The organism is Halorubrum sp. CBA1229 (assembly GCF_003721435.2).
In the GTDB taxonomy this organism is placed as follows: domain Archaea; phylum Halobacteriota; class Halobacteria; order Halobacteriales; family Haloferacaceae; genus Halorubrum.
In genome coordinates, this window is sequence record NZ_CP054585.1 from 284,978 (window position 1) to 310,205 (window position 25,228).

A 25,228-nucleotide genomic window follows, 5' to 3' on the forward strand; every position below is an offset into this window, starting at 1 on the left:
TATTTGCGTGTGCTGTGTGATCAGGCCACACGATCAGCGATGGGCGAGGTACCCACGGCTGACGCCCTCCCGGCGGCGCTCACCGACCGTGACCAGTGGGTGTGTTGGCGCACCCACGAACGGAACGGAACCCCCACCAAGGTCCCGATTGTCCCCGAGACAACCCAGTTTGCGTCGACGACCGACCCGGACACGTGGCGACGCTTTCAGACGGCGCGCGAGGCGGTGTCCGCAACAGGGATGGCTGGAGTCGGCTTTGTGTTCACCGCCGACGATCCGCTGATCGGGATCGATCTGGATGACTGTCGGGATCCCGAGACGGGCAAGCCCACCGACTGGGCCGAGACCATCATCGATCAGCTCGACTCGTATACGGAGGTGAGCCCCTCGGGGACGGGATATCATATTCTGATTGCCGGGACGCTTCCAGATGGCCGAAACCGGGCCGGCAACCTCGAGTTGTACGACCGCTCGCGCTTTTTTACGGTGACCGGCGACCACGTCGCTGACACGCCGCCTGACGTCCACGAGCGAACTGACGCTATTGAGACGGTCCACGACACCGAACTGCTGGACGCACATTCGGGGTCGAAACCAAACGCAGAGACGACACCGGCTGATTCAGAGGGCGCGACGAGCGACCAGCCCTCAGCACCCCCAGACGCCACCGCTCCCGATGCCGCGGCCGTGTCGGACGAGGAGCTTCTCGAGCGGGCCCAAACCGCCGCGAACGGCGAGAAGTTCACGCGGCTGTGGAACGGCACCACGAGCGGCTACGAGAGCCACTCAGAAGCGGATCTGGCGCTGTGTCGCCTGCTCGCCTTTTGGACGGATGGTGACCCCCAGCGTGTGGATCGGCTGTTTCGCCGCTCGGGACTCATGCGTGACAAGTGGGATGACGTCCACTACGCCGACGGAAGCACCTACGGCGCAAAGACCGTCGAGCGCGCGATCGCCCACACCGACGAGGGGTACACCCCGCCCGAGGCGACCACGGCATCGACTGGGGATGGCTCCCCGGCGGAGTCGGCCCCCGCAGACACCAACGCCGCTGCTGGGGAGGCGACAGCCACAGCCGACGCCGCCACACACGACGCGATGTCAGCACCAGCCACCGCATCTCTCGATTCGGACGGTGACGGCACAGCGAGCACAGCCCTGGCTGGGGATCCCGATCTGCCAGCCGCCCACCCGCAGCGTGTCCAGGCACGGCGTGCTCGTATTGAGGAGCTCACGGAGCAGGTGGAGTCACTGTTAGCAGAGAACGAACGCCTGCGAGAGGAACTGCATGACGAGCGTGAACGGCGACAAGCGCTCGAGGCGGCACGTGAGGAGTCAGCAGCGAGCTGGTGGCCACTGTGGTGACAGTCCGTCCGTAGCGCGGTTCCGGTCGGTTCCGTCCGAGTGGGCGGGTAAGAACTTCGACAACCCTGATCTTGTCTGTTTTTTCGACGTCACCGAACAGCGCGCGAGCCGCGTCTTCACTCGAAGAGTCGGTTAGCTGGCCGCGGACGAACCCCTCACAATTCTGCTTCTATCACGACTGGCAGCGCCTCCCGTCTACACCCTTTTGAAGTCAAATGGGACTGATCCGAAGGACTATATTACTCTACATCGTGTGTTCGGATATGAGCGCTGACGACCCGCCCGAGACGTTTGCCGACGTTAATGAGGCCGTCGGCGAGGAGTGGGAAGCGGACACAACCCCCTACGAGCGCATTCGACACGTGATTGCGCATACGTACACGCCCGTCTCAGTTGCTGCCGTCGCCGACGATGCACGCACGGCTCCGAAGACGGCTCGCAAACACTTGAACACACTCGCTGATGAGGGATTCGTCGAGACGACACCTGGCGAGCACGGAGCGACGCTGTATCAGCGGTCATCGAAATCGCTTGTTGTCGAGCAGGCCGCTGATATCCTCGCACAGGTCTCGACCGATGAACTGGTGACACGAATTGGGGAGTTACGCGAGCAACTGGCTGCGTATCAGTCCACGTACGGCGTTGACTCCCCCGAAGAACTGACCGTCTCAGAGACGAATCAGACGCTCTCGGAGTCCAGGGCCCCACAACAGGAGATCGACCCAGAGACGCTCCGTGACTGGCAAACCCTCCGCCGGAACCTTGCGTTCGCCAACGCGGCCCTCGCAGTCGGTCACGCCGAGCAGTTCGTCGACGACGACCGTCGCACCACGGATGAGAGCCTTCCTGCGTGAGCGATGTCGGAGCCATCGACACACACAGAAGCACATCTCCTTCGTGGCGCGACAGATCGCCCTGCGCTGCTCACCATCCGAGATGTGATTGAGCGGATGGAGCCGCTTGCGACACCCAGTCTTGACGACTATCTCAACCCCTCAGTACTCGAGGTGACGCTCGCAGATGGCCTCTGTGAGGCCGACGAGGCCCGGATCGACGTTCAGTGGACGACACACAACGACTACAAATTCCACTATACGGATACCGCAGACGTAGATTTTCGCTGGGGGAACCATCCACATGACGGAGATTATATCCACGTTGCTGGCACAGCGCACTACCACCCGCCCCCTGATGCGAGTTCGGCGCCTGCCGATGTTGTAGAGTCGTGTATCGAGCAGTCTCCTGTCGCGTTGGTTACGCGTGCCGTCCTCAAACTGTGGCGAGTCGCCTATCATACAAACTCATACGCACGACTAAACGCTGGCAGCAACCCACCCTAAGGGAGCGTCCATCTCGAGAGGGACGGCGATACCCACAACGACCTGAATCCAGATGGACAACCGTCAGGCATCGTCCAGATACGTATCCCGCACAGACTGGAACGTGTGGACATCGGTGAGGCCGGGTTGGTTGATGGTGAACGCGGCGGGGCGCGTCTGTTCGCCGTAGGATTTCTGCACGCGTGGCTCGCCGTCTGGGGGTGTGTTAAGCGCCTCAACAACCTCGTGGGCGGCGGCCCGATTTTTGACGATCCAGATGGCTGCTGCTGGCGCTTGGGCGGCCAGCTTGTCGTAATCCTCGGGGACGGCCCGGGTGACGTCGTGGTTGATGCGTTCGGCCTCAAGCGCGGCCACAACGTCGCCCGTCTCGTCGACGGCCGCCGCATCGAGCCGGCCCTCGGCCACCGCATAGTACTGTTCGACCCGAACCGCCGCGGAGTCCGGATCGGCGACGTACTCAGCCTCGAGCAGCGCTGTGCCCACCTCCACCATCGCCACGTGTAGACTCGACTCGCTCAGATCGCCTTTTCCAGCGCCGTGGGCAACCCCCTCCCGGTGGCGCACGCCGATCGCATCCCGGCCGTCTGGGGTGACCGTGTACAGCGTGTGTGGGTAGCGACAATCACGGGTGAGGAGGCCCGCCTCCCGCAGTTCCTCGATTTCGTCGACGTCGATCCCCACGTACTCGGCGAGCCGACGCATGCTGTCGCGGGTGATGTCGTACTCAAGGTCCGGGTCGTACTGGCCTTGGTGGGCGGAGTAGACGGCCTGCAGAAAGCGGAGGCCAGCGTCGCTCACGGGGCTTTCCTGGCGTTCGGCGTATGACAGCTTCAGCGGCAACGCACAGATCGGACAGTCGTCGCGGTCAACCGCATCGGCATCGTGACAACAGGTGATGGCCGCCCGCAATCCGTCTGGCGTGGGATCATACCACGTCTCACACCCCGTACAGCCGAGTGCGTGGCGCTGGTCGTCGTACACCACGGGGTCGGGGAGCCGCTGGGTGTACGGCAGCGCCGAATCGATGCGTGCCGGGGCGGCCGTGTCGGCGTCGGATGAGTCGCCGTCCGACTCAGCGTCGCTCGGGCCGGTCGTCGCTTGGGTGGAGCGGACATCAAGCCCGTACTGCTCCCGGGTGCGGTCGCGACACGCATCGATCCGAGCGGCAGCCGCGGTCTCGCGGGCCGGCCGGAACCCCTCGCTGTCTGGATGCCCCCGTGGGAGCGGCGCGCTCGCGAGCAGAAACGGGGCCGGTGGCGTCTCACTGAACGGCGCCGGGAGCCGCACCAGCCACTCGCCGCGGCCGAGCGCGCGCAGCCGATTCCCGATCGCCGCGGGATCCTGATCGGCGGTTGCGAGCCGTTTGGTCAGCGGCGCATCCACCGGGACGCTCCCGGTGACGACGGTGGCGACGTTGTTGAGGAGCTCCACGTACGCCGCCTCATCCCGCACCCGCAGCTGGCCGGGGAACTGCGTGGCCAGGGTGACACTACAGCCAAATGAGCGGCCCTGCGCGAGCAGCTCGTCGATGACCCCCGAGGTGACAAGCTGGGCCGCCTCCTCGAGATACAGATTGACGAGGCGGCGGTCGTCCGACCCGGTGGTCTGGGCGCGCCGCTGGAGGGCGGTCCACAGCTTCGAGAGCATCGTCCGGGTGAGCGCCTGCTGGCTCGCCGTGCGTAGCGCCCCCGTATCGATGATGACGACCGCATCCTCGTCGATCACCGCGCGCAGATCGAAGTGGGGATCGCCCGCCTGGGGGACGTGATCAAAGAGCTGGCCGACGCGTTCGTCGAGTGGGATCTTCTCGATGCGGTTGTGGACGCCCTGCAGGAGCTCGTCAAACGACTGTTGGCTGTTGGCGGCGACGTTGTACAGCATCGATTGGAGCTCATCATCCACGACAGCTGGGGGTTCACCCGTTTCATGAAAGCGGGCGGCCGCCTGTTGGAGCTCGCGATGCGCGAACGCGTCGCTGCCGTGGACGGGATCGAACAGCGCTTTCACCAGCTGGCGGATGATGTCGGGCGAGCGCACGGCTTGGTAGAACCGCTCGTCGCCCATGATCCCGGCCAGAATCTCGATATAATGGTCGGTGATATCTTCGACGGCGGTTGCCCGGTCAATCCCGGCCGCGAGCTGCGGGCGAATATCAAAGAAAGAGAGCGCTGGGAGTGTCTCGGCACAGTCGAAGTAGTAGACGTCGTCGAGCGAGCCGTACTCGGCATAATGGGCCCGCACGTAGGCCTCGGCCATCGCGTCGCCTTTCGGCGTGATAAGAATCTCGGCGCCGTCCGTGGCCGCGTGATTCGCGAGCAGCCCCGTGATCAGACTCGTTGATTTGCCCGAGCCCGTTTTGCCGAACCACGCCACGTGCAGCGACTGGAGGTCCGGAGGGACCGCAATCGGGTCGGCGACGGGCTCACCATCCTGATCGAGCGGCTGTCCGAGTGTGAGCCCGGGCGTCTGATACCGGGCGAGCTGGTCATCGGGTGGTGGTGGAAGGGCAGTCCGGTCGGCTGTGGGCGGCGCCACAGCACGACTCCCGCTTGCGGTGAGCGCCGTCCCATCAACGAGGCCAAATGCGGGCGCACTCGCCGCATCAGCGATAATCCCGCGGCTGCGATTCTGTGTCCACGGGAGTTTGGTGGTGAGCGTGTCATAGGCGGGCTCGTGGACCGTTCGCTCGCGGATCGCCGTTGCTACCGGCTCCGGATCCTCTGTCTCAACGTGGGCCGCAATTGTGTAGTAGCGGCCAGAGAGGTCGGTAAGCGTGCCGGCAAGCCGCTCGGCGATCGCGGGCGCGTCGTCACCCCACAGGAGACACCGGGCGTTCACAACGAAGGCGTGTTGCGGGTCGGTGTCGGCCAGCGCGTCGATGCGCCCAGCGGCCGGATCGGCGGTCGCGCTCGTGGTCGTCGTCTCCCCTTCGATGTCGCCAACAACATCATCGAGCACGCGGCTCGCTGGCGTATCCCGGCCGTCCTCCAGCTGTTGGCGGCGGTGGCGAACATCCCCTCGGTAGTCGCGAAACGGCCGACACACTGCTTGATAGGTGGCTGCCGTAGGGGTCTCGGCGAGCGTTTCTGCGATCGCGGCCAGCGGGAGGCGGGCGTCATCGCTGTCCGTAAACGCGTCGAGCGGCGTCAGGCGGGTCTGCCAGTCGTCGCGACGCTCCGCGTCACCCACCCACTCGACGGCGGCGACGGCCGCATCCGTGGGCTCACCCTCGCCATCGAGTTCGGGGACTGCAGGCGGTGTCGCTGGCGTGAGTTCGTACTCGTTCGGACAGGCCGTCCGCACTGCCTCACGAAGCGTCTCAGTCGGCGCCTGCGTGACGTCGACGTACAGCTCGAGCGTCCCAGTGGTCTCGCTCGGACTGTGGAGTCGCCACTCGATCGTTGGCTGTGTCGCGGATCCAAGGAGGCGATCCCGCCAGTTGGCTGTGGTGTGAGTGGTGAGCCCGTGGAGGCGTCGAAACCCCTGCTCGACGGTCGCGGCTGTCAGGGGGGTGTCTGTCGGCCGAATCCGAAGGTGGGTGTGATCTGTGGACTCAGCAGGTGGGGATTCAGCAGTGCGCCCCATAGTGTGTTTTGTGTTCACATGTGTCAGTAAGAAAGTTACGGCGCACACAACCTGAATCAAAGCTGTGTGGTGGCCAGTGTGCGGGGTGATGGCGGTTCCAGGCTGGCTTCCACAAGTCTGTGCGGACGGGGGTCCGGGTGTGTGCGTCTGCCAGTTTGTGGCGCTCCCGAGGGGTGGGAGCGCACATGGCCGAATCCCACTCTCCGAGCGGGCGCGTCACGTTTGGTGACGCTGACGCCCGCGCCGACCAGATGGATCAGGCGATTGATCAGTGGCTCAGCGAGCTCGTCGACGCCGTCGACGAGGCGCGTGCCAGCGAGCAGTTCCAGCGGTGGCTCGACGTCCAGAGCCGATTCCATGACTACTCGCACCGAAACACGCTGCTCATCACCTTGCAGTGCCCTGAGGCGACGAAGGTAGCGGGGTACCGGACGTGGCAAGACGAGTTCGATCGGCAGGTGCAGGACGGCGAATCGGCGATCTGGATCTGGGCACCGCTCATCTCACCGCAGTGTCCCGACTGTGGAAACAGTCCCTCGTACCACGACGACAGCGACTGCGCGTACGATGAGACGCCACCCGACGAGTGGCGTGAGGGCGTGGTCGGGTTCAAACCGGTTCCCGTCTTCGACATCTCGCAAACGGAGGGCGAGCCGCTGCCCGAACTGGAGACGGACGCGACGGGTGAGGCTGATGAGCTGTTAGCTGGACTGCTCGCGGCGGCCGACGAGCTCGGTGTGACCGTCGACGTGGTGCGTACTAATGCGTGGTCGCACGGCGACGCCGACGGCGTCTGTCGCCACGTCGACGACACGCCCCACATTCAGGTGCAGGAGGCAGATCCTGCAGCCGTCGCGGGCACACTCCTCCATGAGTACGCCCACGCGCTGTTGCATGACCCAGCGGATACCGCCGATCGCGAGGCGCGCGAACTGGAAGCGGAAGCAGTCGCGTACGTCGTCGGCCACCATTTCGGGGTGGAGATGGATGGATCGGCGCTGTATCTTGCCGCGTGGAGCGAAGACGACGCAGATCGGCTTCTCAGGCGGTGTGAGCGGATTCGAACGACAAGTACGACATTGATCGACGGGATCGCTGCACAGCGCGACCCGATTGATCATGAGTAGACGGTGTTTGGGGAGTTCAGGCCCGCCTTTTTATTGTCGGCACACCTACGATCTCGCATGGCAGTGACGACGTACCGGATCGTCTCCGCAGACGAGTCGAGCATCCACGACGAGCCCCATCTCGAAAGGAGTCGGGTGACGGTTCGACAGCTCCACGCTGTCGTTGAGAAGGCGGGTCAGCGTCCCGATCGGGTCGCAGATCGCCATGGACTCGACGTTGGTGAGGTGTACGAAGCGCTTGCGTACTACCATCGGAACCCCGAAGAGATGCAGCGAGTTGAGGCCCGTCACACCCGCGCCGCTACAGAAGCAGCACGACAGTCTTCCGTGACGCCTGAGGAATGAGCTATCGACTCCTTCTCGATGAGAACATTGAATATCGGATTGTCCACAAACTTCGAAATTATGGACATGATGCCGAACATGTTTCTGATCTGAGCACCTTTGGAAAAGGTTCAACCGACAAAGAACTCGGCCAGTATTCGAACTCAGACGACCGGCTGATCCTCACTTACGACGACGATTTTGTTCTGGAATTAGATAGCTCAGCATATCGAGCAGTGCTGTACGTAAACGACGTGACGATACCATCCAGAAAGATTGCTGATGCGGTTCATCGGATGTCGAAACAGTATCCTCACGATGAAGTCACTGGTGTAGTCTATGTTGATGAGTGGATCTGAGAACGCAGTCCATCCTACACCCTCTTTGAGGTAACGCTTAGTGTGTCGCGGCACGTGACGTGGGTACATCGACTCGATGTCGACGCCGAATATGAACGACTCAGAGATGCCTGATCAGCTCGATGCGAAACACGAGCGCAATTGTGAGCACCGCATCGCGGCGATCAACTAAATCGGTAGCGCGGAGTCCCCTTCCTCAAGGAGCGACCGGAGGGAGCAAGTAGGGAGGGGAGGAGCGCGTTCGTGTCAGTTACAAACATTATTTATAAGTAGCCTTCTAGTCACACTGAACGTGTGGCGGACGACTACGTGCGTCGGACGGCAATTACTCGTCTCGAAGTCACAGACGAGCAACGCGACCTGCTCGAAGAGACTATCTCTGAGTGGAAGCGTGGATGCCAACTCGCCACGGACATGGCGTGGGGCAAATGCAACGCGAAAAGCGACGTACAGCCCCTCGCTTACGACGACGTGCGAGAACATACCGACCTCGGGAGTCAACACGCGGTTCTCGCCACCCACCAAGCAGCCCAAGCCATCACCGGCTGTCTCGAACGCCGCTCGAAAGGGAAGAACGTCAGCAAGCCCACCTTCACCGCTCCGACGGTGACGTACGACACGCGGACGCTGACGCTGTTCGATGACGAGACGGTGTCGCTCTCCACCACGGAGAGTCGGGTCCGATGTGAACTTGCTCTGCCTGATGCCGACGATGGCTATCAACGGCAGTATCTTGACTCGGACACATGGAGCGTCACGGAAAGTACACTCACCGCCCGTAACGGTGACTACTTTTTACATCTCGGCTTCCGCCGACCAAAGACCGATATGGAGCGGAACACCGCCGAGGACGGAACGGTCCTCGGGGTTGACCTCGGTATCGAAAACCTTGCTGTCACCAGCACTGCCTCCTTTGTCAGCGGGCGAGAGCTTACTCACAACCTCCGAGAGTTCGAGAAGGTGCGCGCCGGACTCCAACAGACCGGGACGCGAAGCGCCCACCGAACGCTCGAACAGTCGAGTAGGCGAGAACTTCGCTACATCCGCGACGTGCTACACAAAGCGTCGAACGCCATAGTCGCGGAAGCGCTCCGGTACGAGTGCGACGTGATCGCGTTCGAGGACTTAACTGACATCCGCGACCGCACGGGAGCGTCGTGGGGGCACAAGTGGGCGTTCCGAACGCTCTATGAACAAGTGGAATACAAAGCCGAAGCTGAAGGTATCACGGTGAAGCAAGTGGGGTCGGCGTACACGTCGCAACGATGCGCCGAGTGTGGATTCACAGCAGACGAGAACCGTCCGGCCCGCACCGAGTTCTCTTGTCAGAAGTGTGAGTCGGAAGCGAATGCGGATTACAATGCGGCGAAGAATATCGGGATGCGGTATGTCCGTCGAGGCCAACAGTCGTCTCGGCGGACGGGCAACAGTCAGCTCGCCCTGAAGTCTGGAACGGTGACGCCGAGTGGCGGATTCACCGCCCACCCGGACGGGTTCGAGGCCGAGCTCACGGACAAGCCCCTCCCTCAACGAGCGAAGTCGGTAGACTGAGCGAAGTAGGGTGGGGTAGTTGACACGCTGGGTATCGTACATTCAGTCAGAGCCACCCGAGGTGTGGGGGCCACAACAGAACGCGGTAGTCAACGGTCAACTCACTGCCGCCCAACACGAGGCAACCTCGGCGGCACATCAGCAACATGTGGCCGATGTTGCTCAAGAGATACTTGATATCCAAGACGATGCCAGCGACGCGGCGGGGTCGCGAGACCGTCGCTAGTCTCCCTGTTTCAGCGTTGCCGGCGACTACAGCTGGGTTTCATCTCCGGCCGCTCCGAGTGTCCCGACTGGAACAGCTGGCCTAGTCACTCACACAGTGCCAACCGCACCGCGTCCGACAGCCCACTCACGCGGGCAGCATGCTCCCAGGATTCTTCGCGAATGCCGTTGGTGACGTACGCAAAGCCGACATTTCGCTCTGGATCACCCCACCCGAAAATGCTCCCCAGTCCTGCATGGCCGAACATCCGCTCGCGACTCATCGAGCCAAACATATCGTTCGCGAGCCCACCGGTCCAAAAGCCAAGGCCGTATCGGGCCGGTCGCGAGAGCGTTCCGTCCGACTCGGTCTCTGCATGGGTCTGGGTTGTGTGGGCGACGGTCTCTGCGTCAAGCAGTCGTGTCCCGTTGAAGGCGCCACCGTTCGCCATACAGGCGTAAAATCGTGCCATCTCACGTGCCGTGCTAATCCCGTTTGCGGCCGGGATCACCGCGCGGCGGACGGCTTCGTCGTTGAACGCCGCTGCTGACTCGGCGGCTGGGATTCCGAGGCCTTCACCGGGATCGCGACACCGGTCGTACATTTCGAAGCCGGATAGAGTGGCGACTTGACCTCCTCCTCCGCGTGAACGCGGAGGAATCCCACCACGGGATTTCAGGCCGAACGAAGCGGCCTGTTGGTTTCAAGACGCATGCGTTCCACGCCTCCTTTGCTGGGTGTCAGCATCGGCGTGGCTGTCTTGTGGCCCGGTCAACGAGGCCCCATCCGTAGTCGAGTCATCGGCACCAGCCTTCTGCCGGGAGTTCCGATCGCTTTGGCGGTGACTCTCTCCACTACGGTAGCGGTCTGCAATATTTATCGCCCCGTTCACGTCGGCTTGATACTCACCGACCCAACAGTCGTCGGTCGAGCAGCGAAACATCGCCTGTCGTGGCCGGGAGCCGTGTTCACCGCACGCGTGACACGCCTTCGACGTGTTTCGAGGATTCACCGTCTCGACGGGAATCCCCTGCTCGGCGGCTTTGTAGCGAATCTGTGCGTGGAGTTTGGCAAACCCCCACCCGTGTAACCGCCGGTTCATGTATTCGCCGTAGTCCATGTTCTCGCGGATGTCCGTCAAGTCTTCCAGCACCAGTACTGGGTTCTCGACGGACTCAGCGTACTCAACGACCTCGCGGGTCACGCGGTGAAACACATCGTCAATCTGGTTCCATACTGTATCACCGTAGGATGCTGCGATGCGCTCACTGCCTCGTTTCTGCAGCCGCTGCTTGGCAGTGAAGTAGGTTTTGCGGAGCCGACGAACGGCCTTGCCGTCGTCAGCCCACAGTTCGGGGCGAACAGGAGAACCACGCTTGTCGCGGTGACACACCGTGACAAGACTCGCTTCTCCAATATCCACACCAATCGGCGTCCGCTCGTCGGCGGACACTGCGGAGTGTTTTTCTACCTCTCGAGTGGCGGTGACGTGAAGATACCACGTTCCGTCCCGCTCGAACAGCCGACTCTCACCCATCGTCGCATCGTCTGCGTGCAACGCTTCGAGCCACTCCCGCTGGTCGGGATTGGCGCGTACCGGAATCCAGAGGCTGTAATCCTCGTGGTGCGGGATTTTGACGTACCACTCGATGGCGTTCTGTGGCTTGTGATCGAGGCGGATACCTTCGTTGGTGAACTTCACCGAGTGGTCCTCGGAGATCTCGTCGGCGTCGTAGCTGGTGTGGAGTTGCGGGACGAACTGTTTGAGCGCGTTTTTCGCATAGCCGCTTAAATCGTACTCGACGACAACGTCGTTGGCAGCTGACTGGGTCGGACAGTGTGCGTCGAACGCGGCCTGAAGTGCCTGCTGATAGGCCACTCGCGTCTCTCGAAGTTTCCGCCGCTTATTGGTGGTTGGATCGACAAGCTGGAGTTCCAGCGTTTTTGTCACAGCAGGCATCAGACTGTACCGGATATAATAACTGATGGCACAATAAGGGTCAGCCATCCGGAGTGAAAGTACTCCTCCAACTATCGGAAATCCGCTCTCGCCATCGCCCGTGGCTTTTCAGGAGCTCGTCCACTTGACCTCCGCCTGAAGACGGAGGTATGCGCTCGTAACCCTATCATCTGAATATTGGGAGTGCGACGACTGCTATTGTTCTTCAAACCAATAGACTTATGCTATTGGTCTGCATACCAATAGATGAGGATGGCCTCACTGACCGACGACGATCTCGATGGCGTGAGTGAGGGGCGAAAGTACCCTGACGGGACCGTCGTCCGCGTGTTTTGCATGCGGACGGACCGTGACGCGTACCCGTCTGGGTGGGCCTACAAGCTCCACTACGGCGCGACGGAGCCGGACCCGCCCCGCACGCTTGACGATGGGACGATTCGTCGGTACGACAACTCGCACGAGGACACAAAAGGGCACGAACTGCACGTTGCACCGGATCCCGACCCAGACAGCATCACGTTCCCCGGGATGGTCGAACTCTGGGAACGGTTCTGGAGCGAGATTCCGAAATCCGAGTTCGAGGTCACGTGAGGCCATCACACCACGGTGATACCCATGAACGATACCACGCCGCCGCTGCATCCGATGGAGCGCGAACAGCTTCGGGCCGAATCAACCCTCGTCGTGACCGTGAAGTCGTCCAGTGAGTTCCACGACGGTGTCGCCGACGGGATCGAGGCGCTTGAACGAGGCGACGCGGTGGATTCCACGCCGACGCTCTCATTCACCAGCTACGACGATCTGATGGAGACGCTGACGCCGCGCGTCCTCGATCTCATCGAAGCCATCCGCCGGGAAGCGCCAGCCAGCATCAACGAGACCGCACGGGTCGTTGACCGGGACGTGAAGAACGTCCACGAGGAACTCACCCGCCTCGCCCAGCTGGGCATCATCTTCTTCGAGGAAGACGGCCAGAGTAAGCGCCCGGTCGTCTGGTTCGACGAACTCCTCATCGACCTCCCCTTCGATCCAGAGGCTGGCGACACGGCAGCCGGTGCACCTTGACATCCTCCCTGCGCTGAAGCGCGAGGATTCCAACAGCACCGTACCGCTGGGTTGAGATATTGTGGTTTACTTGGTGTTGTTGTTGGCGTCAAAAGCAGCTTGGGCAGCGTTCAAACGGTCGCGGTCACGTCCGCGCAGATCTGCCACCGCCTCTTTGGCTGCGTCGGCCTCCTCTTCAGTCAGGAGTCCAGCGACATCATCCGGGTGCGGACCACGCGTCATGCGACGCAGCGTTTCTTCCATCGTTTCGTCATCCTCCTTGTGTGCAGTCAGCCACTCGTGGAATTCCTCCGATACTCGAATAGTTTTGACCATGTGATATATTGAGATATCTGCGTTTAAGAAGGTTTGACACAGATTGCACCTATTACAATTTGAAATATATTTGAGTCTCCAACAACACCACCGTTTTATCACCAGATTGGTGCCGCCGAGTCTGCTGGCTTGCTTGGTCGCAAGTGTCGGTTTGTGGGGTGCCCTGAAGGGGTGGACACCATGTCCAAGCAGTCATCGTCCCCGGATCAGTCCGGGATCGAGACGCGGCGTACCGAGACGGTCGAAATGACCACGGCCGATCAGGTCGCACAGTATCTAATCGAAGATCAGATGGCGGATCTCACGGATGCAATTCGTGAGGCCGTCCAGAATGGGGTTGACAGTCCCGGCTCCACACGCGTCTTGGTGAGCGTCACGCCCGAACAGACCGTCGTCTGTGATGACGGGGCGGGCGTTGATTTGGGGAGTGACGAGGGAACGCGGGATCTCTCCGTGCTTGGCGCCGGGACGAAAGCCCGGGCGGACGACACCACGCTCGGCGAGTGGGGGATTGGGACGGGTGCGATCATCGCGAAGGGCGCGGTGCGCATCTGGAGCGGCGGGCACGCGCTGTGTTTCGACTATCAGGATCAGCGGACGACTGGGCCGTTCGCAGACGTGGCTGGCCGTGAGGGGGTCGTCATCGAGACCGAGCACGCGTTCGACGGCGTCTGCGTGAGCATCGACCATTACGCGGGTGAGGTGCCCGATCCCGAGAGCTACCGGTGGCGCCGGATCGTCGAGCGGCTCCGCGAGCGGTTCGCGTATCTCACCTTTCGGACGGATGTTGCGGTGGTCGTCAACGGCGCGCCCGTGGATCGCGGGCATCCGTTCGAAGCGGTCGCCGACAGCCGGGCGCACGTAACGCGTGAGACCGAGGACGCGTATCTAGCCCTTGAGCAGGCGCCCGAGGACGGACTGGCTGTGTACAGCAACGGCCTGTTCGTCACCACGGATCACGACGTCGGCGTGGGGGGCGTCGTTGTCTCAAAGGGGAATCTGACGCTCAATTTTGGCCGGACGGCGATTCAATCGGGATGTGACCGCTGGGGCCGAATTCAGGAGACGATCGCTGCCGCCCGTCGCGACCTATACGACCAGGTGAACGATGACCAGCTCGACAGCCAGACACGCGCCAAGATGGCCGAACTCCTGGTCAGCGACGAGACGCTGCGGGAGCGCTGGCGGGATCGTGATCTCTTCCAGTTGGTGACAGCGACGCCAGTGAGTCTCGCACGAATTCAGGCGGCGCCACAGATCGCGTGTCAAGAGGGCGCCAGTCACGGCGGCGATGCGCTCGTCGAGCGCGGGGCCATCATCCTCGATACGACCGATCCAGCCACCAAGCGACTGGCGGCGGCAGCACGCGATAGTGAGACCGACGTCGCGCTGCCATCGCGGTTCGACGTCGCAGCGCGGGCGGAAGAAGCCGGCGTCTGGCAGGGGTATCGTCGGCTGGCAGACACCGACCTCTCGACGCGGCAGGCGCGGTACCTCTTGTTCGCGCGAGCGCTCGCTGAGGCGATCGAAATCGACCGCACAATTTACTGGGGCGAAGCGACGGCCGACGCATGGACGGATGGGCGGACGCGGATCGTGTTGACGGATTCGGCAGTGACGAGCTCGAAACGCGCGGTGTGGACTCACGACCTCTTCCTCACCCTGTGTCACGAGGCGGCCCATGATCGGTCGGACAAGCGCCGCCCCGCGCATGGACGGCGCTTCGAGAGTCGGTTTCGTGACCTCGTTGAGGATCCGGAGGTGCGGGCGGCGTACGCCGAGTTGGTGACCGCCGTTCACGAGCGGGGGTTCCAGCCGGTGTTCAACGAACGGGGAGTGACGCTCAGCTAGCGTGGGATTGTGTGGCTCCCAACGGGTGGGAGCTATGTTCAAACGGCTAGTGATGTTCGTATTCGATCCTACTGCACTGCGTGAGCAACCGACGTGGGGGTCGTGTTCGCATCCACGAACAGCGCGAGCACAGTATGCCACACCACGGGGGCGGCTCGTCGCCTGCGAACGCTGTGGACGAGTGGACCCACAGAGTCAGTAATGGGACCTACGAGGAGTGTCCACGGTGTGAGGGCGGCGGTCGCGCTCGTCGCGGCGTGTTGCCTGCAGACCGCGATCTATCGCGTACCTGTTAATTGTATGGTTCGACGATTGCAAGCACATCAGCCGCCTCATACCAGCGGTTTCGCTGCTGACCGGTCGTTTCACGCAGGATATCGTCATCCCATAGCTGCCGGATAGCTTGGTTGACAGCCGGTTGTGACCGATCGAGGGCTTCCACTGTCTGCGGCTCCGTGAGATACGGATGCTCGTTGACATCCTCCTCCGCGTGAACGCGGAGGAATCCCGAGCGGTGGGAGTTTCAGGTTTACAGTCCAACCACCGGACTACCACACCTTTCGGGCACGGATAGTCCCACAGCGTCGATGTGGTGGACTGCTGCCGGTGCCAAGCCGGCGTTACCCCTATCCTCGACCGTGTACGGCGTCCCAGTGTTATTTTTGCCACGGGGACGCTGGCAGGCATCAGCGGAGTTGGGGGTATCGTGTTACGAGCTTTGAGCAGTCGGCAGAGACACACCCTTCAAGAATGTGGCGTTCACCGACTGCCCTTTCGGATACTGCCTCGTTGCGCGGGCGGACAGGCCGCCTCCGAAGGACGGTTCGGAATCCGCTCCGTTCCGACCGATTCCTACCTTCGCATAGAGTGGCCTGTCAATTAAACCTCGGTATGTGAAACTCGGTACAGACGTTCGGCTAGTGGATTGCTTCCCACCATGTCGGCTTCATCAGCCGCCTAAAGGCGGGTGTATTCGCCTTCTAGTCTGTATAATAAAATCGATGAGTTCGTGGATGACCACGCCCTGACCTTGATACTGCTCCCCGGTAGCTGTCACGCAGCGCCAATATAGATAACGATATTACTGTTTGCCTATCCAAAATCATCCATTCTGCGTTCTAAGATAGATATAAGCGAGGGTGGCTATCCTAGTAGCAGCGATCGAGACTCACAATAGACACACGCCAAGAACTACCAATATTGGCTCACAATATACACATAATGGGTAGCGACAAGAAGCGCGTCCAGTTTCGGGCGCCCCACCGTCTGATTGATCGCACCGACGCGCTCGCGGCTGTTCTTGGCGAGGATCGGACGGATATCCTGGTGACCGCGCTCCGCGAGTATCTCCAAGAGACCACCCATGATGACGCACTCACCCAAGAAATCGCGGCCGTCTACTACAACGAGGAGCTCTCGTTTGCGCAACTCAAAGCGCTCGTTGGCGCCGAAGAGGCGGCCAACCTCCGCGTATTGAAACAGCAGCTGGATGAGGACTTCATCGACGAGGTCGCAGACGCATAGCTGGCCGACCCACATGGTCGGCGACGAGGCCTGGTATCAACAGTTGAGAAACGGTTAATGGGTGGCGTGAGAAAGTCAAGTACGTGACTGACGGGTTCGTGTATCCCTCTGTCGAACTTATTCTGGATCTCCACGACCAGATCGTGGCAGAAGGCGACACCACGGAACCAGGAGTTCGGTCAGAACCTGCAATTGCCTCCGCGATTCAGTATAGCTCCGAGGGGTTCTTCGGGGAGGTGCCCGAGACGATCCATGACAAAGCGATCCATCTGATGCGACTGCTCGTTGCGGATCATCCATTTGTCGACGGAAACAAGCGAACAGCGCTCCGGACGGTGGCCGTTTTCCATATGCTGAACGGATACACGTTCGACTACGGTGATGAAATTCGGGCTCTCTTGCACCGCTTCGCAACCGACGAAGCCGCGGTCGATACAGACACTGCAGTCATCTACTTCCGGGCCTGTGCTCGCCACAACTGATAAACGGATACACAGAGTACCATTACCAGAACGATGGCGTCCAGTACCGATTCCTCGACGGCGGTCGACGACGAGGTCCGCCAGCTCTATGAGCGGTATCAGGCGGCCGAGAGCGACGCCGAACGCCGCGAGATCGCCCTTGAGATGGGGAAGCTTGACGGGCGCCGCCACGCGGAGATTTATGCAGCGCTCGAAGACGAATGAGCACTCTACAGACAGGCATCCAGCGCTGCTGATCACGACGCCGACAGTGCGTCAGTTCTCGTTTGCCCCGAGCAGGTGGCAGTGACCGATGCACTGAGGCTTCTCGACGAGATGAGCGGCGCTCGCAGTTGGGACACGAACAGCTACGTACAACGGGCCCGCTCGTTGCTCGAGGAGTCGTAATCTCGCATCGTCTCCGATCATGCGGCAGCCGGAGCGGACCGACTGTGGGTTTGTGACTCGCCGCGATGGGCGCCGGCGAGCCACTCGCCGGCGTGATCCGATGTCGACACGGTGTCAACTCCGGTTCGTCCGTGACCTCGAGGCGGGCCGGACGACCGATCCGACCGACCCAGTCGCACAGGTGTACACCCACGCTAACGGGGACCCAGCAGGCGTATGTAGGGTCTTCGAACAGTTCACACCGCGGTTCCAGAGACATCTGGCATACGGTGGACCGAGTACCTAGCTGTGCAGTGGATACAGAAACCAAGTTCAAACAATACCAATATTCCAAATAGCTATGTCCCAACAGTACCAACAGTAGCCCATGTCAAGCGATGCCATCGATATCGAGACGTTTGAGAACGCCGACGACGATGCGTTTGCAGCACAGAACGACACAGAGCGGATCGTGGTGTTTCTTGACGAACACGATGATCGGGCGTGGAAGGCAGCGACGATTGCCGAGCGACTTGAGTTGGAGACTGATACCGTGAGCGCGATTTTGTCCCGGCTGAAAGAGCGCGGGCTTGTCCGGCACAAGCGTCCTTACTGGGCGATCACAACTGACACGGATCGACTTCGAGCCGCCTACCAACTGCACCAGCGGCATGCGGCCGCAGACGACCAGTACGGCGATGAGGAACTCGAAGAACTGCGGACGGACGAGATGGAGAAGGTGCAGTGACCGAGTTTGCTGAACTCGAGCGTGGCGACATCGTCTGGGGAACAGATCCACTCTCCAAGAAGGGGCGCCCGCTGCTCATCTTAGGGGCACCGAACCTGCCTGCACACGGCGTACAGCTTATCACCGTTCTCATTTCGACAAAAACATATCATGAGGATTCACTCATGCTGCGCGATGAGGACTACGACGGTGAGCCACTCGGAAAACGGAGCCATGTCCTGCCGTGGTCAATTGTCACGCTCAACAATACGCCAGAAGTCGAGTACTATATGACAGCAATCAGCAATAAGCGCGTCGAAGACGTCGCTGAACGATCGATCAGTTATATTGCTGGGTGAGCTTCTGCCTTCTCAGTAATCTTAATCAAAACCGACTCGGTGGTTTATGCCTCGCCGCGATGGGCGCCGGCGAGCCACTCGCCGGCGTGATTTGATGTCGACACGGTGTCAACTCCGGTTCGTTCGGACCCTCGAGGCGGGCCGGACGACCGATCCGACCGACCCAGTCGCACAGGTATACACGCACGCTGACGGGTATCCAGCGGGTGTGCTTGAACGTCTCCACCAGCTCAAACAGCTGTTGGAGGCGACGACCAGTGTGCGCGGGCCAGCGTATACGGCCGCACAGTACGTGTTCCTCGAGAAGCTCACCGCGATTCCGTTGTATCTGGATCCGTCACGCGAGGCTGAGCGGCGTGTTGACGCGAGCTCACCCGCGGATGTCTGTGATCCGACTCGGATGCAGCATCTTGCCCAGCCGCTGTTTCTGCTCGGCCACGGGATCGAAGATCCGCGGGCAGGCATTCACGGTGACGAGGAGTATCTGTACATCGTCGAAGTCCCACCCTACGAGGTGGCGCACGTTGAGCCGCCGGCGTGGCAGGTGGCCGTGAGCGAGCCGTGTGGATTCCCGCGGTGGGACGCTCAGACCGATGGGGCCTTCAGCGACGCAACATGGCAGTTTGAGGGGTCGCTTGCCGAAGCGATCGACCGATTCGGTGATTAACCAACACTGAAGCCGATCTGCAGAAGTTGTTGGTTAACAGAGTATCGGTGTGCCGTTGAACCACCAACTGTACCGTCGTATGGAACAGCTCATCGCGGCGCCCGGGGAGTGACCAAACACTCTTTACCGGTTCACTGTAAAGTGTAATCAAGAACAACCTGTGTCACGCACCTCACACCACGCCGACGGCGATATCGTCCAGGACTTCCTCTCGGTCGCTGACCTCCTCGAGGAGCCACAGCTGGCACAGCTGTACGCGTACCTCGCCCGGGAGGGGGAAGCAACCGTTCAGAACGTGATAGACGACCTCGAGCTCGCACAGGGGACTGCTTACAGCTATGTCAATCGGCTCGTCGACGCCGGCATCGTCGACGTCACCGACAACGAGCAGCCCCGGCGATACGCCGCCCGGGAGATCGGCCTCACTGTAACGACGGCCGCCGGCGACCGCGAGTACACGATCACGCCGGCGCTCATCGACGCCGTCGGCCGCCGCGAGACGAACGCCGACATCGATACCTACATCGACCGCCACGGCGTGGCTGGCCTCGCGACGGCGCTCACCTACGCGACCGCCCGCGAACGCGGCGAGGTGACCCACCGGCTGATGGCGGAGGATCTGGACATCTCGCCGCTGGCTACGGAGATGATCCTCCAAGCGCTCCGGCCCGTCGTCCACGAACACTGTGAGATCGATGCAGACGTACGTCATGATACAGAAGAGGGTACGAACAGATGAACATCGAACCGATTGGTCGGACCCACGTGACGCAGCGCTTTGTTTATCGGCGTTCCATGGAGGAAACGGATGGAACTCAGTGACGATACGCTCACGGTGTCACGGGAGCTCTCAGCACTCGACAAAGACGTCCTTGAGTTCACACGAATTCTCGACGCCTGCGACGTTAACTACGTTATCGTCAGTGGGTACGTCGCAATCCTCACTGGGCGCTCCCGATCGACAGAAGACATCGACGTCATTCTGGAGTCGTTGTCTAAAACGGAGACTGAGCAGTTAGTTACCGAGCTCAAAAATCGGGGATACTGGGGAATGGCGATGCCGCTTGATGAGATGTATTCGATGCTGAGCGAGGGCAGTCGGATCCGGATCGCCGAGGATGGGGAGATGTACCCGAACTTTGAGACGTGGTTTGTCTCAAACGATGTGGAACGCGAGGCCCTCTCGAACCCTCTCACGGTTACCTTCGACGAGGGAGATATCGAGATCAGTCCGCTTGAACTTCAAATTGCATACAAACTCCGGCTCGCGCAAGCTTCTGACAGTCTTAATGGGAAGGATTTCGAAGATGCACTCCACCTATACTTGACCTTCGAGGAACGATTTAACACGGAGCAGCTCGAAGCGTATGTCAACGAACTTGGAGTAGAGGACTACTATGCTGAACTCACAGGAGTTTGAAGCTGATCAACGCCGGAACGCAGAGCAACGGCGTGTAATGATCAAGCGCTGGGCTGAATACGTTCGGACGCACGACGACGAGGAGTGGTCACGCCAGCAGAATCGAATTATTGACTCGCAGCTCCAGTCTGCAAACGACATGGCTGCCGCTGGCGACACGGATCCTATTCGGTTCGCAGCTGCTCGTGATCGACTGCGCGACCGATGAGCGACGGTAACGCGGATACGCAGGCGATCGCGACGGCTTATTGCGATGACGGGGTATCCGTCGACCAGCTCACAGCCCTTGTCGGTGCCAAGACCGCCCAGCGACTCCGTCTTCTCAAAGCGGATCTCGAGGACGAGCCACTCGATCTCGCTGCCCCCGAGGACATCGACGTCTACGATGGCGACGCGACAGCGGTCGAGACTGCATCCGATAACGATCGATGAGCGGCCGTCGACACCGACGCCCCGGACCTGTTTCAGTATCTGTCCCTGTCGTGTGTGGTGATCGTTCCACCAGAAGTGGTTGCGGAGTTCCGCGACATCACGCAGTATCAGGACATCCACGGGGCAACCACGAGGAACCAGACACCAAGTAGCTACCATCCACGAGCGGTACACCGAACACTCAGTAGCTGGTTCGTCGAGCGACGGGGTCGGCTAGCCAGCTGATATGTCACGGCTCGCCCCGCTCGCCGCTGCCGCCCTCCGCTTGCTCACGGCTCACTCCGTTCGCCGTTCGCATCGCGGCGCTTCCTGCGGTCGCGCCGCGCTTTGCTCGCGACCGACCAGTCCGGGCTGACGCGGCCTCACTGCTCGCGGTACTCCCCGCTCGCGTCCCGTGGCCTCTCGTCGGTCGGCCACGCGCCGCTCGGCCGCGTTCCGGGCTCAAGTGGATGTGCCCTCGACGCCAGCGGGAAAGCGCGCAGGGTTGCGCGACGTGGCTGCTCACCCCGCACGCTTTCTCCGCTGGCCGCTCGCGCCGGGCGGTCTCGCCGCGCGGGGCTGGCTGGCCCGTCGCGCAACGAGCGCGCGCCGCTCGCGCCCAGGGGGCGCTCGCGAAGGCGCGAGCGGCGCGCGCAGATGCCTCGTGTCGGTGTGTGTGAGCCCTCCCGCGTTGAGCGCGGGTGGTAGCGCGTCGTGGGCGCCTTCAGGTGCTAGAACTCTCATGCGTCGGAACCACGCTCGAACAGAACCGGTTTCGGTCGATGCACAGGCGCTCAACGAGGCGACAGCGGACCCCGTCGAGGAGGAACCGATGCGCCCCACGGTCGAGATGGCGACGCAGGCGACGGTGGATGCGAACCATCCGGATGCGGGCCGGCACGGATTGTCACTCGCAGCCGAAGAGAAGGCGATAGCGCGTGAGGCTGAAAAGGCGCGCACTCGAGAGCGGTGGGATCGCCGACAGACGGCCGATCGGGAAGCCCGGACACGACAGGTCGCAGCAGCGGGCAGTCGGAAGCGGCGTGATGCGTTCGCCAAGCGGCGCGCAGCCGTGGACCCGTGGGCGGATCCGAACCGTGCAGATCCCCGCGAGGCACTCGCTCAGGACGCACTCGCGCGGGTGAATGCGGCGGCGCGGCGAATCGCCACGACCCGGGAGGGGTGGACGGCCGCGGCGGTGAGCAGACAGATCGCCATGCAGGTCGCTGACGGACGCGAGATGACAGCAGCGGTGGTGCGGACCGCCGAGCAGGTGCAAACGGCGCCCGGAACCGTCATTCCAATCGACGCAGTCGCCGACGTCGATCGCGGCACGGTGAGCATCGCCGGCGAGTGGGTCGATGACTGGGAGCCCACAAGCTCGGCCATCAGCCAAGTCGGATTGCTCGCCGATGAGACGGGGCAGATCAAAGTGACCATCTGGCGGAAATCGGACCAGCCACGCATCGATGAAGGTGAGCGTGTCCGCATCTCCAACGCGAAGACGAGCTGGTACGAGGGCCGCGTGTCGGTGGCGCTGACGCGGCGCTCTCGGGTCGGATTCCCCGAGCGCGACCGGTGGTGGGACAGGTAGGCCAACATCGCCTTTTTTTGCCGTGCGATCGCCGTGGTGGATGGCCGATCGTCGCAGCGGGGACCCACTGATCGGTGTGTCCGCACCGTCCAGCCACGCCCCACCACCCCACCCACCGCTCCGTGCTCGCTCCCGCGGTCGCTGCGCGCGCAGCCACGACCTCAAGAACTGATCTTATTTCCAGGCTGACTCTCGCTACCACGGAAAAATCACCTGCAAATCTAAACCTCGAACGTACTACTAATTAGAGGTCAAGCGTCGCGTCGACGAACAGGTCATCCAGATCGTATTCGTGAGGAATCACTCCTTGATTGTGTGCGTAGTCCACGAACGTGTTCAGTTCTGTTCTCGTCTTTTCCGTGAGGCCGTACTCCCACACAGACTCCGGAGGGCCCATGATGCGCTGCTGTTCAAGATCGTGGAGGTGAGACCATGTCGATGACAGGTCCGCACTCGGACTGCGCTTGCGGTCAAGACACTGATCGCGCGCGTCACACAGTGCTTCGTAGACGCTGAGTGCGACCCACGGATGTTTGTCCAGAATCTCGTCTCGAATGACAATCACGTGCATGATCGGATGGATGCCAGTTTCTTGGAAATATCGCTGTTCTTCTCCTAACGGATCATCGAAGAGGAAATCAAGATTGTCAGATTGCGCTACCTCACTGAAGAGGGATCCGGAGGGGTCCATCGCGGCATCTAACTCTCCCTCAAGTAGGGCTTGCCGCACGGGCGCGCGCCGGGCAGCATCACCCTCCTTTTCACCCGGAAGGACGTTGACATCAAAGCGATCCGGCACACCCAGACCCACGTCGTCTTCTTTTCGCCGGTACCACGTGACATCCTCTAGATCAAGGCCGTACTGCTCTCGGGCAATCCCACGAATCCAGACGGTCGCAGTCGTCTGCCATGACTGAGTGGCGACATTCTTGCCGGCCAGATCACCGAGATCGGTCATGTCGGAGTCGGCCCGCTTGTACACGAACGAGTGGCGAAACTTCCGATACGGGAAGACGGGAAGCGCGGTGAATTCGTAGTCGTTGCTGACCGTCCGCGAAGAGAGATACGACGCCAGCGATATCTCACAGATATCGTACACCGGGTGCTCGAAGAACCGGCGGTGACGCTTCGATGGGCGATTCGCAATAGTGGTCAACTCCACGCCATCGGGTTCGACAGCATCGTTCAGCAACGGTCGCATAATGTCACTATCCGTACATCCGAGCGAGAGGTGAACAGCCATGGTCTGAGTTCCCACAGTTATGTAATATATTTATCGAAAAGCTCGAAAATGATCTAGGGCAGATGGGCGAGTTCTGTCAAGTAGTGGCACGACGTCGCCTGGAAATGGATGCACTACCGTTTACCGTAGCTGACAACGATCAAACCCACGTAAAGACATCACACAAGATGGGAATGTGATACGGCCAACACAAGACTTTTTCAGCGTCTCGCGAAACAATCGCGGGATGACCGACCCGAAGCTCCGCATCGAGGGGCTGACAAAACGGTTCGGCAACGAGACTGCAGTCACCGATCTGTCGACGTCGGTCGCGAGCGGCGATTTCCACTCTATCCTCGGCCCGTCTGGCTGTGGGAAGACGACGACGCTCCGGTGTGTGGCGGGACTGGAACAACCAGACAGCGGGCGGATCTACATCGACGACGAACTGGTGTCAGCGCCCGACCAGGGCGTCCACGTAAAACCGAAACACAGGGGGATCGGGATGGTGTTTCAAGAGTATGCTGTCTGGCCCCACCTTACGGTCGCGGAGAACGTCGCCTTCCCGCTGGAGGTCAGAGATATCGGCGACAGCGACCACAGACGCGAGCGGGTCCGCGAGATGCTTGCACTCGTGGGTCTCGAGGACCGGCTCGACGACCTCGCGACGAACCTCAGCGGCGGCCAGCAACAGCGGGTCGCCATCTCCAGAGCGCTCGTGACCGAACCGGCGATACTGCTGTTCGACGAGCCCCTCTCGCACCTCGACGCCAAATTACGCCGCGAGATGCGCGTCGAGATTGAGCAGATCTGTACGGAACTGGACATTACGACGCTGTACGTCACCCACGATCAGGACGAGGCGATGTACCTCTCCGACAGGATTTCGCTCATGCGTGGCGGCTCCCTCGTCGAAGAGAACGACCCCGTATCGCTGCACACCGCGCCCAAGACGCTCTTCGGGATGAACTTCATGGGCCAGTGTAACGTCCTGACGGGTGAGGTCGCGTCGGTCGAGGCCGACAGCGTGACCGTCGCCACCTCTACCGCCGGCGTCAGGGCCCCCCGTGAGAGCTTTGTGGGCCAGCCCCGCGAGGGGCAGACGGTCCAGGTCTGTTTCCGACCCAAGTACTGTACGTTCGACGGCGACAGCGCCGTGACGTTCTCCGGTGAGGTGGACAGCGTGTCGCAGACGGGGGATTTCGTTGAGTACGAGGTCACACTCGAGGAGGACACGGTGCGGGTACGCCTGCTTGAATACGATTCCGTCGACCCCGGCGATTGCGTCGATATCGCCGTCGACAGCGGACAGGTCCGGATGTACGCGACCCCGGAGAGCGAGGAAGCGCCAGAGCCGGGGTGCGAAAGCCTCAGTGCCGGCCGGCCGGGGTCGTCATAACCGCCACAGT

The 25,228-nt window shown here is 61.4% G+C and carries 26 protein-coding genes; 20 read left to right on the forward strand and 6 right to left on the reverse strand.

What is annotated here, in order from left to right; all coding sequences use genetic code 11:
• Positions 1 to 39: 39 nt before the first annotated feature.
• Positions 40 to 1,365 (forward strand): hypothetical protein, encoded by a 1,326-nt coding sequence (locus Hrr1229_RS01385; protein WP_123114547.1) that lies wholly within the window; start codon positions 40 to 42, stop codon positions 1,363 to 1,365.
• 263 nt (positions 1,366 to 1,628) lie between these two features.
• Entirely contained in the window at positions 1,629 to 2,219 is a 591-nt protein-coding gene (locus Hrr1229_RS01390; protein ID WP_123114546.1) for an Rrf2 family transcriptional regulator, read from the forward strand.
• Between the two features lie 141 nt (positions 2,220 to 2,360).
• Here the strand turns inward: Hrr1229_RS01390 and Hrr1229_RS01395 are convergent, their stop codons facing one another.
• A complete protein-coding gene (locus Hrr1229_RS01395; RefSeq protein ID WP_158606085.1) occupies positions 2,361 to 2,660 on the reverse strand; it encodes a hypothetical protein in 300 nt (99 codons plus the stop codon).
• 108 nt (positions 2,661 to 2,768) lie between these two features.
• Positions 2,769 to 6,290, reverse strand: a complete 3,522-nt coding sequence (locus Hrr1229_RS01400) for a hypothetical protein (protein ID WP_123114544.1) — start codon at positions 6,288 to 6,290, stop codon at positions 2,769 to 2,771.
• A 185-nt stretch (positions 6,291 to 6,475) separates the two neighbouring features.
• Here Hrr1229_RS01400 and Hrr1229_RS01405 point away from each other — a divergent pair, with 185 nt between their 5' ends.
• The 4 genes from Hrr1229_RS01405 (at position 6,476) to Hrr1229_RS01420 (ending at position 9,651) form a co-directional block, all read left to right on the forward strand.
• Positions 6,476 to 7,417: a DUF955 domain-containing protein gene (locus Hrr1229_RS01405; RefSeq protein ID WP_123114543.1), complete on the forward strand. Its 942-nt coding sequence runs from the start codon at positions 6,476 to 6,478 to the stop codon at positions 7,415 to 7,417.
• Between the two features lie 57 nt (positions 7,418 to 7,474).
• Positions 7,475 to 7,762: a DUF433 domain-containing protein gene (locus tag Hrr1229_RS01410; protein WP_123114542.1), complete on the forward strand. Its 288-nt coding sequence runs from the start codon at positions 7,475 to 7,477 to the stop codon at positions 7,760 to 7,762.
• Positions 7,759 to 8,100, forward strand: a complete 342-nt coding sequence (locus Hrr1229_RS01415; protein WP_123114541.1) for a DUF5615 family PIN-like protein — start codon at positions 7,759 to 7,761, stop codon at positions 8,098 to 8,100. Before Hrr1229_RS01410 ends, Hrr1229_RS01415 begins: the two co-directional genes overlap by 4 nt.
• Positions 8,101 to 8,394: 294 nt before the next feature.
• A complete protein-coding gene (locus tag Hrr1229_RS01420; RefSeq protein WP_123114540.1) occupies positions 8,395 to 9,651 on the forward strand; it encodes an RNA-guided endonuclease TnpB family protein in 1,257 nt (418 codons plus the stop codon).
• A gap of 311 nt (positions 9,652 to 9,962) precedes the next feature.
• Here the strand turns inward: Hrr1229_RS01420 and Hrr1229_RS01425 are convergent, their stop codons facing one another.
• Positions 9,963 to 10,460 carry a serine hydrolase domain-containing protein gene (locus Hrr1229_RS01425; RefSeq protein ID WP_255212548.1) on the reverse strand — a complete coding sequence of 166 codons (498 nt, stop codon included), beginning with the start codon at positions 10,458 to 10,460 and terminating at the stop codon, positions 9,963 to 9,965.
• 99 nt (positions 10,461 to 10,559) lie between these two features.
• A complete protein-coding gene (locus Hrr1229_RS01430; protein ID WP_123114953.1) occupies positions 10,560 to 11,816 on the reverse strand; it encodes an RNA-guided endonuclease TnpB family protein in 1,257 nt (418 codons plus the stop codon).
• A 252-nt stretch (positions 11,817 to 12,068) separates the two neighbouring features.
• Between Hrr1229_RS01430 and Hrr1229_RS01435 the strand changes: the two genes are divergently transcribed.
• Together Hrr1229_RS01435 and Hrr1229_RS01440 are read left to right on the forward strand one after the other, a co-directional pair.
• Positions 12,069 to 12,407, forward strand: coding sequence for a DUF6516 family protein (locus Hrr1229_RS01435; protein ID WP_176329317.1), 339 nt, complete (start codon positions 12,069 to 12,071; stop codon positions 12,405 to 12,407).
• Positions 12,408 to 12,431: 24 nt separating this feature from the next.
• Positions 12,432 to 12,881, forward strand: coding sequence for a hypothetical protein (locus Hrr1229_RS01440; RefSeq protein WP_176329318.1), 450 nt, complete (start codon positions 12,432 to 12,434; stop codon positions 12,879 to 12,881).
• A 66-nt stretch (positions 12,882 to 12,947) separates the two neighbouring features.
• Here the strand turns inward: Hrr1229_RS01440 and Hrr1229_RS01445 are convergent, their stop codons facing one another.
• Positions 12,948 to 13,196: a hypothetical protein gene (locus Hrr1229_RS01445; protein WP_123114536.1), complete on the reverse strand. Its 249-nt coding sequence runs from the start codon at positions 13,194 to 13,196 to the stop codon at positions 12,948 to 12,950.
• A gap of 246 nt (positions 13,197 to 13,442) precedes the next feature.
• Here Hrr1229_RS01445 and Hrr1229_RS01450 point away from each other — a divergent pair, with 246 nt between their 5' ends.
• The 11 genes from Hrr1229_RS01450 (at position 13,443) to Hrr1229_RS01500 (ending at position 22,597) form a co-directional block, all read left to right on the forward strand.
• Positions 13,443 to 15,047: an ATP-binding protein gene (locus Hrr1229_RS01450; RefSeq protein WP_123114952.1), complete on the forward strand. Its 1,605-nt coding sequence runs from the start codon at positions 13,443 to 13,445 to the stop codon at positions 15,045 to 15,047.
• Between the two features lie 1,221 nt (positions 15,048 to 16,268).
• Positions 16,269 to 16,571, forward strand: coding sequence for a hypothetical protein (locus Hrr1229_RS01455; RefSeq protein WP_123114535.1), 303 nt, complete (start codon positions 16,269 to 16,271; stop codon positions 16,569 to 16,571).
• 83 nt (positions 16,572 to 16,654) lie between these two features.
• Positions 16,655 to 17,053, forward strand: a complete 399-nt coding sequence (locus Hrr1229_RS01460) for a type II toxin-antitoxin system death-on-curing family toxin (protein ID WP_123114534.1) — start codon at positions 16,655 to 16,657, stop codon at positions 17,051 to 17,053.
• A gap of 33 nt (positions 17,054 to 17,086) precedes the next feature.
• Positions 17,087 to 17,257, forward strand: coding sequence for a hypothetical protein (locus Hrr1229_RS01465; protein WP_176329320.1), 171 nt, complete (start codon positions 17,087 to 17,089; stop codon positions 17,255 to 17,257).
• 550 nt (positions 17,258 to 17,807) lie between these two features.
• Positions 17,808 to 18,167, forward strand: a complete 360-nt coding sequence (locus tag Hrr1229_RS01470) for a helix-turn-helix domain-containing protein (protein ID WP_123114532.1) — start codon at positions 17,808 to 17,810, stop codon at positions 18,165 to 18,167.
• Positions 18,164 to 18,505: a PemK-like protein gene (locus tag Hrr1229_RS01475; protein ID WP_123114531.1), complete on the forward strand. Its 342-nt coding sequence runs from the start codon at positions 18,164 to 18,166 to the stop codon at positions 18,503 to 18,505. The genes Hrr1229_RS01470 and Hrr1229_RS01475 overlap by 4 nt, the downstream gene beginning before the upstream one ends.
• Positions 18,506 to 18,599: 94 nt before the next feature.
• Complete coding sequence (locus tag Hrr1229_RS01480) at positions 18,600 to 19,172, forward strand: hypothetical protein (protein ID WP_123114530.1); 573 nt, start codon at positions 18,600 to 18,602, stop codon at positions 19,170 to 19,172.
• A gap of 160 nt (positions 19,173 to 19,332) precedes the next feature.
• Complete coding sequence (locus tag Hrr1229_RS01485) at positions 19,333 to 19,911, forward strand: helix-turn-helix domain-containing protein (RefSeq protein ID WP_123114529.1); 579 nt, start codon at positions 19,333 to 19,335, stop codon at positions 19,909 to 19,911.
• A gap of 69 nt (positions 19,912 to 19,980) precedes the next feature.
• Complete coding sequence (locus Hrr1229_RS01490) at positions 19,981 to 20,592, forward strand: hypothetical protein (protein WP_123114528.1); 612 nt, start codon at positions 19,981 to 19,983, stop codon at positions 20,590 to 20,592.
• Positions 20,593 to 20,796: 204 nt separating this feature from the next.
• Positions 20,797 to 21,024, forward strand: coding sequence for a hypothetical protein (locus Hrr1229_RS01495; protein ID WP_123114527.1), 228 nt, complete (start codon positions 20,797 to 20,799; stop codon positions 21,022 to 21,024).
• A gap of 721 nt (positions 21,025 to 21,745) precedes the next feature.
• On the forward strand, positions 21,746 to 22,597 hold the full coding sequence (locus tag Hrr1229_RS01500) for a DNA-binding protein (protein WP_123114526.1): 852 nt from the start codon (positions 21,746 to 21,748) through the stop codon (positions 22,595 to 22,597).
• Positions 22,598 to 22,841: 244 nt separating this feature from the next.
• Here the strand turns inward: Hrr1229_RS01500 and Hrr1229_RS01505 are convergent, their stop codons facing one another.
• Positions 22,842 to 23,840, reverse strand: a complete 999-nt coding sequence (locus Hrr1229_RS01505; protein WP_123114525.1) for an ABC transporter substrate-binding protein — start codon at positions 23,838 to 23,840, stop codon at positions 22,842 to 22,844.
• 226 nt (positions 23,841 to 24,066) lie between these two features.
• Between Hrr1229_RS01505 and Hrr1229_RS01510 the strand changes: the two genes are divergently transcribed.
• Positions 24,067 to 25,218, forward strand: coding sequence for an ABC transporter ATP-binding protein (locus Hrr1229_RS01510; protein ID WP_123114524.1), 1,152 nt, complete (start codon positions 24,067 to 24,069; stop codon positions 25,216 to 25,218).
• Positions 25,219 to 25,228: the final 10 nt, after the last annotated feature.

Bases quoted from the DNA above. Each gene is read 5' to 3' on its own strand.
- Hrr1229_RS01385 (WP_123114547.1), top strand. From the start codon at position 40: ATGGGCGAGGTACCCACGGCTGACGCCCTCCCGGCGGCGCTCACCGAC.
- Hrr1229_RS01390 (WP_123114546.1), top strand. From the start codon at position 1,629: ATGAGCGCTGACGACCCGCCCGAGACGTTTGCCGACGTTAATGAGGCC.
- Hrr1229_RS01395 (WP_158606085.1), bottom strand. From the start codon at position 2,660: ATGATAGGCGACTCGCCACAGTTTGAGGACGGCACGCGTAACCAACGC.
- Hrr1229_RS01400 (WP_123114544.1), bottom strand. From the start codon at position 6,290: ATGGGGCGCACTGCTGAATCCCCACCTGCTGAGTCCACAGATCACACC.
- Hrr1229_RS01405 (WP_123114543.1), top strand. From the start codon at position 6,476: ATGGCCGAATCCCACTCTCCGAGCGGGCGCGTCACGTTTGGTGACGCT.
- Hrr1229_RS01410 (WP_123114542.1), top strand. From the start codon at position 7,475: ATGGCAGTGACGACGTACCGGATCGTCTCCGCAGACGAGTCGAGCATC.
- Hrr1229_RS01415 (WP_123114541.1), top strand. From the start codon at position 7,759: ATGAGCTATCGACTCCTTCTCGATGAGAACATTGAATATCGGATTGTC.
- Hrr1229_RS01425 (WP_255212548.1), bottom strand. From the start codon at position 10,460: ATGTACGACCGGTGTCGCGATCCCGGTGAAGGCCTCGGAATCCCAGCC.
- Hrr1229_RS01430 (WP_123114953.1), bottom strand. From the start codon at position 11,816: ATGCCTGCTGTGACAAAAACGCTGGAACTCCAGCTTGTCGATCCAACC.
- Hrr1229_RS01435 (WP_176329317.1), top strand. From the start codon at position 12,069: ATGGCCTCACTGACCGACGACGATCTCGATGGCGTGAGTGAGGGGCGA.
- Hrr1229_RS01440 (WP_176329318.1), top strand. From the start codon at position 12,432: ATGAACGATACCACGCCGCCGCTGCATCCGATGGAGCGCGAACAGCTT.
- Hrr1229_RS01445 (WP_123114536.1), bottom strand. From the start codon at position 13,196: ATGGTCAAAACTATTCGAGTATCGGAGGAATTCCACGAGTGGCTGACT.
- Hrr1229_RS01450 (WP_123114952.1), top strand. From the start codon at position 13,443: ATGACCACGGCCGATCAGGTCGCACAGTATCTAATCGAAGATCAGATG.
- Hrr1229_RS01455 (WP_123114535.1), top strand. From the start codon at position 16,269: ATGGGTAGCGACAAGAAGCGCGTCCAGTTTCGGGCGCCCCACCGTCTG.
- Hrr1229_RS01465 (WP_176329320.1), top strand. From the start codon at position 17,087: ATGGCGTCCAGTACCGATTCCTCGACGGCGGTCGACGACGAGGTCCGC.
- Hrr1229_RS01470 (WP_123114532.1), top strand. From the start codon at position 17,808: ATGTCAAGCGATGCCATCGATATCGAGACGTTTGAGAACGCCGACGAC.
- Hrr1229_RS01480 (WP_123114530.1), top strand. From the start codon at position 18,600: ATGTCGACACGGTGTCAACTCCGGTTCGTTCGGACCCTCGAGGCGGGC.
- Hrr1229_RS01490 (WP_123114528.1), top strand. From the start codon at position 19,981: ATGGAACTCAGTGACGATACGCTCACGGTGTCACGGGAGCTCTCAGCA.
- Hrr1229_RS01495 (WP_123114527.1), top strand. From the start codon at position 20,797: ATGAGCGACGGTAACGCGGATACGCAGGCGATCGCGACGGCTTATTGC.
- Hrr1229_RS01500 (WP_123114526.1), top strand. From the start codon at position 21,746: ATGCGTCGGAACCACGCTCGAACAGAACCGGTTTCGGTCGATGCACAG.
- Hrr1229_RS01505 (WP_123114525.1), bottom strand. From the start codon at position 23,840: ATGGCTGTTCACCTCTCGCTCGGATGTACGGATAGTGACATTATGCGA.
- Hrr1229_RS01510 (WP_123114524.1), top strand. From the start codon at position 24,067: ATGACCGACCCGAAGCTCCGCATCGAGGGGCTGACAAAACGGTTCGGC.